The sequence below is a fragment of the Clostridium sp. TF06-15AC genome, from assembly GCF_003481165.1.
Taxonomy (GTDB): Bacteria; Bacillota; Clostridia; order Lachnospirales; family Lachnospiraceae; genus Otoolea; species Otoolea fessa.
Map to the genome: position 1 here is coordinate 203,676 of NZ_QUKS01000003.1, position 15,172 is coordinate 218,847.

General features: G+C 47.8%; 12 protein-coding genes and 2 riboswitches. Of the genes, 2 read left to right on the forward strand and 10 right to left on the reverse strand.

Translation table 11 applies throughout. The annotated features are described in order from the left end of the window. Positions 1–30: 30 nt before the first annotated feature. The 4 genes from glp to DXC57_RS08340 form a co-directional block, all read right to left on the reverse strand. The gene (gene glp / locus DXC57_RS08325; RefSeq protein WP_118652194.1) at positions 31–1,260 is read right to left on the reverse strand and encodes a gephyrin-like molybdotransferase Glp; all 1,230 of its coding nucleotides are present in this window, start codon (positions 1,258–1,260) and stop codon (positions 31–33) included. Between the two features lie 250 nt (positions 1,261–1,510). Continuing rightward, positions 1,511–1,651, reverse strand: a riboswitch (molybdenum cofactor riboswitch). 142 nt (positions 1,652–1,793) lie between these two features. Next, complete coding sequence (locus DXC57_RS08330; protein WP_118629304.1) at positions 1,794–2,504, reverse strand: ABC transporter ATP-binding protein; 711 nt, start codon at positions 2,502–2,504, stop codon at positions 1,794–1,796. Then, positions 2,491–3,174, reverse strand: a complete 684-nt coding sequence (locus DXC57_RS08335; RefSeq protein WP_022360331.1) for an ABC transporter permease — start codon at positions 3,172–3,174, stop codon at positions 2,491–2,493. The genes DXC57_RS08330 and DXC57_RS08335 overlap by 14 nt, the downstream gene beginning before the upstream one ends. A 209-nt stretch (positions 3,175–3,383) precedes the next feature. Further along, positions 3,384–4,304 (reverse strand): substrate-binding domain-containing protein, encoded by a 921-nt coding sequence (locus DXC57_RS08340; protein WP_022360332.1) that lies wholly within the window; start codon positions 4,302–4,304, stop codon positions 3,384–3,386. Positions 4,305–4,431: 127 nt separating this feature from the next. Further along, positions 4,432–4,553, reverse strand: a riboswitch (molybdenum cofactor riboswitch). A gap of 586 nt (positions 4,554–5,139) precedes the next feature. Between DXC57_RS08340 and DXC57_RS08345 the strand changes: the two genes are divergently transcribed. Continuing rightward, positions 5,140–6,060 (forward strand): trans-4-hydroxy-L-proline dehydratase activase, encoded by a 921-nt coding sequence (locus DXC57_RS08345; RefSeq protein WP_118523290.1) that lies wholly within the window; start codon positions 5,140–5,142, stop codon positions 6,058–6,060. Between the two features lie 5 nt (positions 6,061–6,065). After that, on the forward strand, positions 6,066–8,513 hold the full coding sequence (gene hypD, locus DXC57_RS08350; RefSeq protein ID WP_118652050.1) for a trans-4-hydroxy-L-proline dehydratase: 2,448 nt from the start codon (positions 6,066–6,068) through the stop codon (positions 8,511–8,513). Positions 8,514–8,697: 184 nt separating this feature from the next. Here the strand turns inward: hypD and DXC57_RS08355 are convergent, their stop codons facing one another. From DXC57_RS08355 to glmM, 6 genes are all read right to left on the reverse strand, one after another. Then, complete coding sequence (locus tag DXC57_RS08355) at positions 8,698–9,780, reverse strand: ethanolamine utilization protein EutH (RefSeq protein WP_118652052.1); 1,083 nt, start codon at positions 9,778–9,780, stop codon at positions 8,698–8,700. 97 nt (positions 9,781–9,877) lie between these two features. Continuing rightward, positions 9,878–11,170, reverse strand: coding sequence for a 2-hydroxycarboxylate transporter family protein (locus DXC57_RS08360; protein ID WP_118522454.1), 1,293 nt, complete (start codon positions 11,168–11,170; stop codon positions 9,878–9,880). A gap of 21 nt (positions 11,171–11,191) precedes the next feature. Further along, entirely contained in the window at positions 11,192–12,337 is a 1,146-nt protein-coding gene (locus tag DXC57_RS08365) for an SEC-C metal-binding domain-containing protein (RefSeq protein WP_182457246.1), read from the reverse strand. A 360-nt stretch (positions 12,338–12,697) separates the two neighbouring features. Further along, positions 12,698–13,210, reverse strand: coding sequence for a nitroreductase family protein (locus DXC57_RS08370; protein ID WP_118652054.1), 513 nt, complete (start codon positions 13,208–13,210; stop codon positions 12,698–12,700). A gap of 29 nt (positions 13,211–13,239) precedes the next feature. After that, on the reverse strand, positions 13,240–13,743 hold the full coding sequence (greA, locus tag DXC57_RS08375; protein ID WP_022360596.1) for a transcription elongation factor GreA: 504 nt from the start codon (positions 13,741–13,743) through the stop codon (positions 13,240–13,242). A gap of 3 nt (positions 13,744–13,746) precedes the next feature. Continuing rightward, on the reverse strand, positions 13,747–15,099 hold the full coding sequence (glmM, locus tag DXC57_RS08380; RefSeq protein ID WP_118652056.1) for a phosphoglucosamine mutase: 1,353 nt from the start codon (positions 15,097–15,099) through the stop codon (positions 13,747–13,749). Positions 15,100–15,172: the final 73 nt, after the last annotated feature.

The window sequence follows — 15,172 nt, forward strand, 5'->3', positions numbered from 1 at the left end:
CCTCCGCCGCCCTTCTGGAAGCAATTCATTTTAAAAACGGTATACCTTCACCTGCTCACCCTTCTTCAGTCCCTCCTGATTCATATCAATCAGAACGTAGCCGTCTGCCTCTGCCATCGTCGAAATCAAGCCTGATTTTCCAAATACCGGTTCTGCCTCCAACCCCTGCGGAGCCATCTGAAGCTTTACCAGCAGGCAGGTTGTTTTTCCGGGTGCACCCGCCAGGTTCGTTGTCATAAAGGCTTCTAACGGAGGTTGATCCGGCTGATCGGTTACCTGCTTCCAGAGCCACACAAATAATAAGTGGAAAACGGCAAGCGCTGCTGCCGGATGCCCAGGAAGTCCTCCTAACAGCGTATGTTTCTCTTTATCATATCCCAGAATCGTCGGTTTTCCCGGTTTCAGTGCCAGCCCATGGGTAAATACTCCCTCCTTGGAGATGCGGTTTAATATCTCCATAGTCATATCTTTCTTTCCCTGGGAACTTCCTCCTGAGATCAGAATCAAATCACAGGCTTTGACCGCCTCCCGGATTTTCTCCTCTAAAAGCACTTCTTCATCCCTCACTGCCTCTGCCGAAACAAGCTCCAGACCTGTCTTCTTCACATAACAGGACAGCGCCCATGTATTAATATCCCGCACCTGCCCCGGTCCAGGAACCTGATCGATCCTGACCAGTTCGTCGCCCGTCGATAGAACCGCCACCTTCCACGGTTTAAAAACCGGCACCTGCACCACGCCAAGCGCTGCCAACGTTCCCGCCTGCGCCGGGCCAATCCGGGTTCCCGCTTTAAGGACTATATCCCCGGTTTTTACATCTTCTCCCGGAAGCACGATGCATTTTCCATACGGAACATTTTCATACAGGGCAACCTCATCTGTTCCGAACCGTTCACTGTATTCTACCATCACCATGGCATCTGCCCCTTCCGGAACCATGCCGCCGGTCGGTACATAGGCACAGGTACCCGGTTCAATCTTTGATACCGCCGGATGTCCTATCTCTACTTCTTCCAGCACCTTCAGAAAAACCGGGATACTTTCCGTTGCGCCCGCCGTGTCCTTTGAACAGACTGCGTACCCGTCTACACTGGAACGGCGGAATGCCGGAATCATTTCCCCAGAGACAATATCTTCTGCTAAAATACGGTCAGATGCATCTGCAAGCGCAACCTGCTCCGTTTCTGGCAGGCATTCTTTTGCCGCTTTAAGCAAACGTTCCCGCGCCTGCGCCAGCGTATCAACTTTCAATAACTTCATAGTTCCTCCCTTGCGGCATGATTCTTCTTTGCGAAGGTACGCATCCACGCGAAGTGCTTTTGATTCATAGACCGCCCTCTCCGAATGAAACAAAAAAACGAATACAGAAAACATTCCGCTCTCTGTATCCGTTCCTGATGATGCAGTCTGCCTCTTATGGCTTTCTGCTGATATGCACTTATCTACATCAGGCTTTGCTTGCGCTGGCGGAATTTACTGCTCTTTTCCAGAACTTCCGGGGCTTCATCCCGATCTTCCGAGAGCTATTCCTTTCCAATGCATCGTCTGATGCGGGGAGGCACCCGCGTTTCCCCGGATACCCATTGGCTTTTCTTCCATCCTGTCAATCGGTTCACAGCTTAGGCAGAAAAGCTCGAAATCAACTCTGTATAACTGCCGCTCTCGTGCGACAATTCTCTTTTTCATGATTTTCTACCAGAAATTATACCACATTTTCACAAACTGTGTCAATCATCCCAAGCAAAACTCTTCCCATTTTTTTCATATTCAGCGCAATCGCCTCGCATTTATATTCATATTTCTGAATTTTTTTCATTTTCACGATATGAAACCTCTGTATCTGCCAGATATCGTCGTATGGACGGGTGAGACGGGTGAAGAAGGATTTCTTCCGGTGTTCCGGACACCAGAACATTCCCCTGCTCCATAAAATGTACCTGGTCACAAATCTTGCGGACATGCACCAGCTGATGGCTGATTAGCAGCCATGTCATCTTATTTTTCGTCTGCTGCTCCCGCATCAGCTGTTCAAACAATTCTGTACTGTCAGGATCCAGGTTGGAAAGCGTTTCATCAACAATCACAAACGCAGGGTCAAATACCAGGGCCCTGATAAATGATAATTTCTGCTGTTCCCCGCTGCTCAGGGAACGAGCATACTGATTTTTTTTCTGCAAAAGCCCACATCGTTCCAGCCAGGCATCCATCTTCGCCTCATCTGGGCGGATTCCCCGTATTTTCAGTGGATAGATCAGGTTCTGATACACCGTATCATGCAAAAGATACGGTCTCTGTGTTGTCATCGTGATATCCCGGGGTGTCAGTCCCTCGTAATCAATCCTCCCACCATCCGGAACCAATATCCCCTGTATCAGCTTGGAAAGAGTTGTTTTTCCGCAGCCATTGGTTCCTATCAGACCATGGACCTTCCCGCTCTCCAGATACAGTTCCTCGATTTGAAGCGTAAACTGACCTATCTTCTTTTGCAGTTTAGAGATTTTCATCCGGTGTCTCCTCCTGTCTGAAATGTTCTGCCAATGTCTGTACCGCAAATGCCAGAAGCATCAGGATCACTCCCAAAAATACCCCTTCATAATAATCGCCTGCACCTTTCAGGGTTGAAATCGCAGTTGTCATTGTCCGGGTGCTGTTTTTTATATTTCCACCTACCAGAAAGACCGCCCCGACCTCACTGATGGAACGCCCATATCCAGACACAACCGCAAAATAAATTTCATTTTTCATTTCACGCAGCAGAAGCCGCGCGGTCTGATGCCGGTCAGCTCCCATCGTCCTGGCAAACGCCCGGATCGAAGGCGCCGTGCGGACCGCATATGAATATACCATTCCACAGACGATCGGAGTGATGATCAGAACCTGGGCTGCCACCATTCCTTTGATCGTAAATACCCATCGAAGCGCCCCAAACGGACCTTTTTTTCTCAAAAGCATATATGTAAGCAGTCCGATGACGACCGGAGGTGCTCCCATCAAGGTCCGGTTCACGCGGACTACCAGCTTTTTTCCTGGAAATTTCGTCTGCTCCAGCACAAGCCCCAGAAAAATTCCAAGCATGGACGCAATCAAGGTTGACCAGAAAGACATCACCAGCGTTACCCGGATAGAATCTATCACTCCGACCGTACCAAAAAATTTTGAAAACAAGTTTCCCATATTTTTTCTCCCAGCATATCCACTGAAACACCTTATGTTCTGCAGGCGTTCTCATTTTCTCAATTCTTAATGACAGAAAACCGGAAAAAGTGCATCCTCCCTTCTCCGGTTTCCTGTTTATACATTATAAATTCTGCAAGGTTCAACTGCCTGCTTTATTCGTTTAAATACGCTAATCCCAGCACTGCCGCATATCATCCGGCAGTATTCTATTTCTGCTCTGCATTCGGGAAGAATAGCGGCTCGCCGTACTCCTTTACGCCGTATTCACCGATCAGTGTCTGGATTTCCGGAGAACAGATCCACTTGATAAACGTATTCGCCGCCTCGTTGTTGACATCCGGATATTTCTCCGGATTTACTGCGATAACGCCGTACTGGTTTAAAAGTTCCTTGCTGCCTTCACATACAATATCCATATCCGGGAAATCTGCCTTCTTGGCAAGCCAGGTACCACGGTCAGACAGGCAGTAGCCGCCTTTTTCATCTGCCATCGCCAGTGTATCAGCCATTCCAGCGCCTGCCGATACATAGTTTGGATTGCTCTCATAATCTGTAATTCCCAGCTTCTCCCAGATTCCGGTCTCCTTGTTATGGGTACCAGAGTTGTCTCCACGGGACACAAATGTCAGCTGCTCGTCCATGATCTGTTTAAATGCAGCGTTGATATCATCCGTCTTTGCAATCGGACCATCCTTCGGTCCTACGATCACGAAATCATTATACATAACCTGGAAGCGCTCTACACCGTAGCCGCTCTCCACGAATTCTTCTTCTTTTGCTTTGGAATGAACCAGTATCACATCGACTTCACCATCTTTTGCTTTCTGAATCGCATCACCGGTTCCTACTGCCGTCCACTGTAAGTCAATACCTGTATCCTCTAAAAAGATTGGCTTTAAGTAATCCAGAAGACCCGTATTATCGGTACTGGTCGTCGTTGCCATCAGAAGCGTCTCTCCGGATGCTTCCTTGGTCTCCTCTGCACTGCTTTCCTCAGCAGCCTCTGCGGTTGTCTCTGCGGCGCTTTCCGCCTCCGTCGTCTCTTTTGCACTTCCAGAGCAGGCTGTCATAGACAATGCTGTCATAGCCGCCATTGCTAATGCAATGATTCTGTTTGTCTTCTTCATAAAATTGTTCTTCTCCCTTCTTTTGTTTAAGAATACTCTGAAAAACATTTCATCGGAACGAGACTCTGGCAGAGGATGCGCCGCCTTTTACCAGCTGCCTTTCTTCCTGATAAGCAGCAGGTCCTACTTCTCTTTCCAATGCATTTCTTTCCAAATGCGGGAGGCATCCGGGTTTCCCCTGATACCCATTGGCTGTAAACCCTGACAATATACTGTGTTAGGTTTTTCAGCTCGAAATATAGTTTTCCTGGCTTCTGCTGTCCGGGTTCTTCTAATACTTCCCGAAACATCCTTATACATTTTTACTATACCATGTCAAAATTCTTCTTGTCAACCGGGCAACTTTCACATGAGCGAAATTTTTTCATTTTTTCAAGCTTCTTATTTATTTTGTCTTTTGTTTTCTACTGCTCTTTTCTACTGTTATTCTGGATTTTTAGTCTTTTTTCACTTCTATCTTGATTTTCCCTTTTCATATTTGTGCGATGCCCTTTTAACTGTGCTTAATTTTTTGTTTTTATTTTATATATTATGAATATTCAAACCATTCTATCTTTTCTACAATTTTCACTTTCTTTTCATGCATAATATCCTCATTTTTGCCGATTGTAAGCCCCCATTTTCTATGATATCTTATATGTTATATTAATTTTCTTTTATAGCCATTCCGCATTCCGCTTGTTTCAGCGTAATCGGATGATTATTTTTCAGATTCGTCTGTTAAAAATTAAATTAATACATTTTTTTCAATTTACTCTTGTATTCTTGAGTTGGTTGTAGTATTATAGACTCAGAACTAGAACACAGTCTAGTTTTTGCAAAGGAGGGGGAAAGGATGGCAGAAACTCCTTACATATTTAACATCCAGAAATTTTCAACGCACGACGGCGATGGTGTCCGCACCACGATTTTCTTCAAGGGATGTCCCTTACGCTGTATGTGGTGCCACAACCCGGAGAGTCAGCATTATTATAAGGAACTGATTTTTCATCATCACAAATGTACCGCCTGTGGTCGATGTGTTGCAAAATGTAAACAGGGAGCCAATTCCATCGTAGACGGCAAGATTGTATTTGACCGTTCCAAGTGTACCGCCTGCGGCGTCTGTACCGACTGGTGCATCACAGAGGCCCGGGAGTTAGCCGGTAAGGAATACACGGTAGATGCACTTGTCAAGGAAGCGATGAAGGACAAAATCTTCTATGAGCAGTCCGGCGGCGGTGTGACACTCTCCGGTGGCGAGGTTATGGCTTCCCAGCATATGGACTATGTGGAAGAGGTCTGTCGCAAGCTCCACGAGAACGGTGTCAGCGTTTTCATCGACACCAGCGGCTACACAGACTATGAGAATCTGAAGCGGATTCTTCCTTACGTAGATGTTTTTCTCTACGACATCAAAGTGATGGATCCGGAAGACCACAAGAAGTATATCGGCGTTGACAATTCACTGATTCTTGAGAACTTAAAGAAATTAAGTGATGAGGGCGCTGGTCTTTACATCCGGCTTCCGATTATCCAGCAGGTCAACGCAACCGATGAACACATCGAAAGTGTCATCCATTTCCTGAAGGAAAACAATATTCACGCGCGTCAGGTAAACCTTTTACCTTATCATGACATCGGAAAGGGTAAATACGCCAGCCTCGACATGGAGTACCATGATGACGAGATGAGCGTACCGGTGTCCGAGCTTATGGAACACTTTAAGTCCATGTTCGAAGAACAGGGATTCAACAAAGTCAATATAGGAGGATGATTTAAATGGCAGAGAAAATTGATACTTCATTCGTAATCAACACACCAGAAGGTCTGTTAAAAGACAACGACCGCGGATGTACCGAAAGAATTAAAAGACTGAGAAGACTCAGCCACTCTACCCAGCCGCATCTGGATCTGGAAAGAGCCAAAATTGAAACCGATGTTTACAAAGAGTACGAAGGTTCCGTATCTGTACCGGTTTTAAGAGCTCTCGTTCTGAAAGAGTACTTCTCCAAGAAAACTCTTTACTTAGGCGAGGATGAGCTGTTAGTTGGTGAGAAGGGCAAAGACCCGCAGTGTTCACCGACTTTCCCGGAGCTGTGCTGTCATACCATCGAAGATATGCACATTATGAATGATCGTAAACTGGTTAACTTCACCGTTACCGAAGACGATCTGAAGCTTCAGGAAGAAGAGATCATTCCGTACTGGAAGAACCGTGCAGTCAGAGAGCATCTCTTAAAAGCTATGACCCAGGAATGGAGAGACTGCTATGAGGTTGGTATGTTCACCGAGTTCATGGAGCAGCGTGGACCGGGTCATACAGCCGGCGGCAAGAACTTCTACATCAAGGGCTACGGCGACTACAAGAAAGAGATCGAGCAGGCTATCAAAGAGCTTGACTACTTCAATGATCCGGAAGCTTATGACAAAGAGCAGGAACTTCGCGCTATGGATATCTGCTGCGATGCTATCATTATCTTAGGTAAGAGATATCACGATCTGGCTCTTGAGAAAGCTGCTGAGGAGAAGGATCCGGTCAGAAAAGCAGAGCTTGAGCAGATTGCAGCTAACTGTGCGGTTGTTCCGGAGCACAAACCGGAGACCTACTGGCAGGCACTTCAGATGTACTGGTTTACACACCTTGGTGTTACAACCGAGTTAAACCCGTGGGATGCATTTACACCGGGTCGTCTGGATCAGCATCTGATTCCGTTCTATGAGAAAGATACCGCTGCAGGTACTCTGGATGATACAAGAGCTCTTGAGCTTCTTGAGTGCCTCTGGGTTAAACTGTTCAACTCTCCGGCTCCGGTTAAGGTTGGCGTAACCTTAAAAGAGTCCGGTACATACGTAGACTTCGCAAACATCAACTCCGGCGGTGTGAAGGAAGATGGTACTGATGCAGTTAACGCTGTTTCTTACTTAATCCTTGACTGTATGGAAGATATGAGACAGAACCAGCCGAACTCCAACGTACAGATTTCCAAAGTTACTCCGGATAAGTTCTTAAAGAGAGCTTGCGAGATCGCTCGTCAGGGCTGGGGTCAGCCGGCATTCTACAATACCGATGAGCTGATTCAGGAGCTGGTAAATCAGGGCAAATCTCTGGTAGATGCAAGAAACGCTGGATGCTCCGGATGTGTTGAGACAGGTGCCTGGGGAACCGAGGCTTACTGGCTGACCGGTTACTTAAACATCCCGAAGTGCTTACAGCTTGCTCTGTATGATGGCTACGATGTAATGTTCAAAAAACAGATCGGACCGCACACCGGCAAGGCAGAAGACTTCAAATCCTACGACGAACTGTGGAACGCATTCAAAACACAGCTTGAGTACATCATTGATGTTAAGATGCGCGGCAACCTGGTTATCGAGAGAATTTACGCAGAAATGATGCCGGCTCCGTTCCTTTCCATCTGTACCGATGACTGTATCAAGAAAGGTAAAGACTACAACGCAGGCGGTGCAAGATACAACACAAGCTATATCCAGGGTGTTGGTATCGGAACCATTTCCGATGCACTTTCCTCTATCAAGTTCAACGTATTTGACAATCAGAAGTTTACCATGAAAGAACTCATCGACGCTATGAATGACGACTTCAAGGGTCATGAGGATATCCTGAACCTGGTTAAGAATAAGACTCCGAAATACGGCAACGATGATGATTATGCTGATGACATCATGGTAAGCGTATTCAACGAGTACAAAGATTATATCACCGGCAGACCTACCACCAGAGGCGGTGTATATCATGTAGATATGCTTCCGACCACCTGCCACGTATACTTCGGTGATGTTATGATCGCAAGCCCGAACGGACGTCTGGCACATATCCCGCTGTCTGAGGGTATTTCCCCAGAAAAAGGCGCTGATATCAACGGACCGACCGCAGTTGTTAAATCCTGCTCCAAGATGAATCACTGTGAGACCGGCGGTACTCTGCTGAACCAGAAGTTTACTCCGGCTGCTATCGCAGGCGAGAAGGGTATTGACAACCTGGCTGCTCTGATTCGTTCCTACTTCGCTATGAACGGACATCATATGCAGTTCAACGTTATCGACCGCCAGACTCTGATTGAAGCTCAGAAGAACCCAGAGGAATACAAGGAGCTGATCGTCCGCGTAGCTGGATACAGTGACTACTTCCGTAACCTGGACAAACCGCTTCAGAACGAAATCATTGAGAGAACCGAGCAGAGCTTTGGAGGCTGTGGCTGCTGTTAATTGCTCGCAACCGTTTGACAACTCTAAAAGTCTTCATTGCATCATATTAATACCTTCTATGAAAATGATATAGCCCCAAAAGGGCAGAAAGCCCCGGCAGCGAAACTGTCGGGGCTTTCTTATTTCTTTCTTTTTCTATCTATCTTCCCATTCTTATCGCAATATCCGATTCCTTACTGTAGCTCTACTCTGCTATCATTTTTGACCTTCTCAGACAAATAACCGCCAGGGCAACTGCCAGTCCGCCTGACAGCACCTTGCTGATCATATAGGCTGTTACCCAGTTTCCCGGTATCAGGGATGCTACGAAGGGCATCTGACCGCCTACCACATAGGCGCCTGCAACAGAGAAAGCGGCGTTTAATACTTTTCCGCGCTTATCCATCTTGGAAAACAATGGCAGCATCGCAAGGCTCTGTATAAAGGAAAGGAACAGTCCGACAACTGCCTCCTCATTGATACCCAGGACCGCTCCGATACGCTGGATTGGCTTTTGGAGACGTTTTAACGCTACCTGCGACAGCACCAGACCGCCGCACGCTGCGATGACCATACGGAGTACCATAAAAAGCATTTCCTCAATCAAGGCATCCTCGACAACCGCATACTTCGGCATGAAAATTCCGAAGACTGCCACACCAAACAGGAGAAAACTAAAAATACGGATCGCATTTCCGAGGAAAATCATGATCTTCATCGTCAGCGCCGGAACCAGCACAAATGCCGCAATCAGCACCATGCACAGCACCAGAACCGGGATCATATTAAAAAAGAGCTGACGGACAGGCAGACCCAGCATCAGACCTCCGACCGCCAGACCAGACGGTATGGCAATCAGACCGAAGATGAATCCTCGCATCAGCTCTCCTATTTCATCTTTTCGAACAGCTGCCAGAAAGACCGGCAGCTGGTATCCGACCGTCATTCCCAGACTGCCTGCTACCATCGCACCGGTAAATGCCGCCAGCGCCGGTGTCGCCGCCAGCTTCTGTGCCATGCCAAGCGCCCCCATATCCGGCGCCAGAAGGCAGCTTGGAATGAGCGCCGGATCAAATGGCATATGCTTTGCCGCCTCCGCAATCGCTTCCGCGTGCGTCTGCACATATGTAACTCCGATCGCATAAAATCCGACCGTGGACATCGCCAGACCGCCCATCGTGGCAAGCCCCTTTTCAAAGTTCGGCATCAGCCCCAGCTTTCCTCCCAGTATCTCATCCAAAAGCCCGGCTGCCGCAAATACAAGCATGATCGCAATGAATATGTTCATAAGACCTACCTCCCAGCTTTTCCCTATTTCTCTATTCCCCTGTTTTCACTTATTTTCCCTCTATCAGACACATTTCTCTGTCAATCACAATTCTTTTTTACCTCGCCAGCAGCTGTATCAGCACGCCCCCGATCGTCAGCATCAGTGCTCCGCAGGAACGCGTCACAATCTGTGCAAATGGAAGCAGTTCCATCCGTTTTGAACTGCTGAGCACCGCCACATTTCCGGAACCGCCCATGTTCGTCGTACACATCCCCGCTGCGATCGATGATTCCAGCGGATAAAATCCCATCTTGATGCCGATCAATCCGGCGGTCAGTGTGATCGCCCCGACAATCAGCACAACACTGAGCAGATAAAATGGAGTGATCGTGTGTAAAATCGTCTTTAAATCAATCAGCGTCGCCCCGATTCCGGTCAGCGCCGCCGCTGTCCAGCTGTGGATCGCGAACTGTCCCCACTCTCTCGCCGCGTCCTCCAGCCGCTCTGAAAGGATTCCCGTTCCCTTCACAATCACAACTGCTACAATCATCCACGCATACGTCGGTACAATCGAAATAAAATGATGGCAGAGCGCCCCCAGTTCATAAAATGCCATTGAAATAAAAAGCCCCGTACATAAGAGTGCGAAGGTCGGTTTCATCGGAGGCTGTTTCTTCACTTCGTGACCGTCATTGACAAGGCAGCCATTTCCGGTCAGGGATGGCTTTCGCTCGCCGATATTATTGGCTAAACCGCCAAAAATGATCGCCACACAATTTCCCAGCACCGTCGCCGGTGCGATCCGCGTCAGGATCTGTCCGGCGTCCGTCCCCAGAACCGACGAATACATTGCCGACAGAGGCACTGCTCCCGCCGTCATGCCGCCGCTCGTCATCGGAATACCGATATACAGGATGCCTTCCAGAAAACTATCCCCCATCACCATACCGAGCAGACCTGAAAGTATCACGCCGACTGCCAGCGATATGACAGCTGTCGGAAGCAGTTTCACTGTTGCGCGGATCAGAAGCCCGCGGTCGATATTGAAAAGACTTCCTGTGATCAGCGCTGAGATATAGAAGACCAGAAATCCTTCTTTGTTGACAAAATTGTCCAGGATCTCATGCGTCTGCTCCGGAATCAGCCCCAGCGCCTGGATGACCGCCGCCCCCAGAATACAGATGACCGAGCCGCCCAGGTACGTTTTCACAACCGGTGTATGATTTCCTAAAAAATTGAGTCCCTCGCCCAGCACCATCAGCGCAATCATGCCGCCGACCAAGCCTGCCGGAAGACAGTCCATATACATACAGACCACCACCAGCGCCAAGATGCCTAGATACAGAGGGATGGAAAAACCAGCGATCGTATTAGCTTTGCCAGATATTTCTTTCCTCTCTTGCTGCATTTTTCATTTCACCTCTGAGTATTAATTTCTTCCACAACACTTCTTATATTTCTTCCCAGATCCGCAAGGACACGGATCATTCGGATAAATCTTCTCCACCTTTTTCGCGGTTACCGGTGCTGGCTGGGACATTTCCGGCACCATCGCCGGCATGCCGCCGATCATACCTCTCTCACTTAATTCCCACGGTTTATTTCCGCGGTTTTCTTTTGTTCTCGTATTGTTGAACGCATCCATGAGAAGTCTTAAAAATTCGCCCATCTGCTGCTCGCTCTGGAAGACAATCCCTTCCTCATGCATCTTATTCATCAGTTCTGCCGGTGATTTTCCTTCATAGCTGCTGGTCCACGTCTCAAAGCACCATCTAGCCGCTTTCTCATACGACACATCCAATTTTTTTATGAAATAGGACTCCAGCTCCTTATAAGCCAGCGCACCTGCCTCATACCCTTTCTGACAGATTTCATCCAACTGCTGTGCAGACGGAATATAGAATTTTTTATTCTGCTGCTGTTTCAACAAAGCAGTGAATCCATCCCCCTCAAAAACTGGAAGATGTACATACAAGCCCCTCTCGGAATAAAGCGGATTCTCTTTCGGCAGGTCCTGCATTCCCAGTTTCTCCATCGGGAAAATGCAGGATTCTGTGATGTCCTCCGGCATTTCCTCCAGCATCCCGATCATTTCTTCGATCGTGCCTTTCACCTTCAATTTGTACAGTTCATACAAAATTTCCAGCGGCGCAATCTCATAATAATCGATAAAGAAGCTGATACACTTCATCAGCCAGCCTTTTTTGCTCTGAACCGCCCGGAATGCCTCATCGTCAATCCCGCTAAAACCCTGTGCAATCTCTTCAAAGACAGTAAAGCAGTCACTCACTTCCTCAAAACTTCCAAGTACGTATTTATATAACTGCATTCCATCCATAATCTCTTCTGCAGAAATTTTCTGTGGCTCGGTACAGGCTTTGCAAAAAAGCACCATCTGCTCTTTCGTCAGGCATGAAAGTCTGCCCCGGAGTGCCTCTTCCGTCGTTAAATATTCTACAATTCGGTCAATCAGGTCATCCTTTTTAAGCCGGGAACAGTTCTTTAACTCGTAGCTTCTTGCTTCGTTTAATAAGTCTTCTTTGGTCCATTCTTTTAAATATTCTCTTAATAACATACCATTTCCTTTTCTCATCTTACATCGTTTCATGCTTCTCTTCATATTTTTTTATTATACTTTTAAATGCACATGGATTGCAAGATATATCGTTACATATTTCTGCTTCGCGCGAGTGCGCATCATTGGCATTACACAAAAATACAGCCTGTCTCCAAGCTTCTCAGGAAACAGACTGCATCAATTAAGGATTATGGTAAATAAAGGATTGTCGTAACTGTTCAGTAGGTCTGCGCATTTACTGCGCTGACCGTACGAAAACATGGGCCAGCAGGCAAAAATCCCATTGCCGCAGGCAATTTTTAATGGATTTTTGCGCGTGACTGTGAAGGTACTGAACAGTTACGGATTGTCTATATTTTACAGAAATACTGCCAGCTCTTCTAGCGGCTTGCGATCTGTATGCAGCCTGGACGGATGAGCTGTCTCTGCCGGATATCCAAGCGGCAGATAGGCCGTCGGCTGTAAGCCCTTCATCTCTGGGAACTGCTCCAGCAATTTTTCTGGATTAAACATACCAACATACGTTGTTCCCAGTCCCAGTTCTGCTGCCTGCAGCATCATCTGGGAAACCGCCAATGTCACATCGATCTCTCCATGGTTTTTCCCGTCCTCTTCCCTTTTCCAGGAAATCTCTGGATCATAGGCTGCTACAATCACAACCGGCGAATGAAAATGACACGCCGTACATGCATCCGCTTTCGCCAGAGCCTCCTCACTCTGCATCACGAAAAAGCGCTGTGGCTGTAAGTTATGTGCCGTCGGGGCTTTGCGTCCTGCCTCCAGCACTTTCTGTAATTTTTCCACCTCAACCGGGCGGCTGTCAAATTTACGAAGTGAATAACGTGCATCACATAATTCTTCAAATTTCATAGTAATCAAAACTCTCCTTTGTATTGCGACTAATAACTACGAATCCGATCCGAATCCTCTTCTCCCGTTTTCTCGATCTTTCGGATCTCCACCACATAGCTGCTCTTATCGTTGACCTTCACTTCCACCTGATCACCCACATGGTGTCCTTCGATCGCTTTTCCGAGCGGCGACTCGATGCTGATCCGGTTTTCCAGAGAATTGCCCCGGATGCTCGTTACCAGACGGTATACTTCTTCCTCGTCGTCATCCTCAAAATACAGGGTAACCGTATCATTCATTCCGACCTCATCCGGGCGGGATTCTTCCGATACGATCTTGGCATGCTTCAGCATATTTTCCAGATAGCGAATACGGCTTTCATTCCGGTTCTTATCCTTCTTAGCAGCATAATATTCGAAGTTTTCGCTCAAGTCACCCTGTGCGCGCGCCTCCTTGACCGCCTCGATCGCTTCTTTGCGGACCACCAGCTTCCGATGGTCGATCTCTTCCTGAATCTTCTTTACATCACTTTCTGTCAACTGCTCTCTCATGTCTTACTCTGCCAGTCCCTTTTTCTCTATCATTTCTACAACCTGTGCTACATATTTTCCGCAGATTTCATCCGTCGGTGCCTCGACCATCACGCGGATCAGCGGCTCCGTACCACTCGGACGAACTAAGATTCGACCGGTATCGCCCAAGGCATCCGATACCTTCTGAACCTCCGCCTGCACGTCGCGGTCTGCCTGCGCCGCCTCTTTATCCTTGACTCTGACATTTTTCAGAACCTGAGGATAAATCTGCACCTCATCAGCCAGCTTTGCAAGTGTCTCTTTCTTCTCCAGAATCACTTCCATCAGCTTTAATGATGTCAAAATGCCATCTCCGGTCGTCGCGTGCTTGCTGAAAATGATATGCCCCGACTGCTCGCCTCCCAGGCAGTGACCGTTCTGGGACATATTTTCATAGACATACTTATCACCAACCGCCGTCTTCTCATAGGAAATGCCCTCGCGCTCAAATGCCTTATAAAGACCGAAGTTCGACATAACCGTGGTGACAACCGTATTGTTGACCAGCGTGCCCTGTTCTTTCATGTATTTTCCACATACATAGAGGATCTTGTCGCCATCTACCAGCTTGCCCTCACTGTCCACTGCCAGGCAGCGATCCGCATCTCCATCATAAGCAAATCCAACATCCAGATGATTTTCAACCACATATTTCTGCAGTCCCCCGATGTGGGTGGAACCGCAATTTGTATTGATATTCAGACCATCCGGCGTGTTGTTGATGACATGTGTCTCCGCGCCCAGTGCGTCGAATACGTTTTTCGCAATCGCGGAAGCGCTTCCGTTTGCACAGTCAAGACCTACCCGCATATTTTTGAAAGACCGTGTTGCCAGGGAAATCAGATAACCGATATAGCGGTTGCGTCCCGCCGCATAGTCAACGGTGCGTCCGATCGCATCGCGTTTGGCAAATGGAATTTCGCCCATCTCGCCATCCAGATACGACTCAATCTTCTCGATCGTCTCCTCCTCCAGTTTCTCGCCGCGTCCATTGATGACCTTGATTCCGTTGTCATAGTATGGATTGTGGCTTGCGGAGATCATGATACCGCAGTCAAACTCCTCGGTGCGTACAACATACGATACACTCGGAGTAGTTGTCACGTGAAGCAGATAGACATCTGCGCCGGAAGCGGTCAGTCCCGATACCAGCGAATACTCAAACATATAGCTGCTGCGTCTCGTATCCTTGCCGATCACGACCCGGCAGCGATCTGCTTTCGTCTTCTGTCCATAGTACCAGCCCAGGAAACGACCTACTTTATAGGCATCCTCCACGGTCAGCGTCACATTTGCCTCGCCGCGGAATCCGTCTGTTCCAAAATATTTACCCATTTTGAGAGTTCCTCCTACATCATCAAATACAGAGTCCAAAGGTCATGTACATTTATGGAAATACCCCACTAAC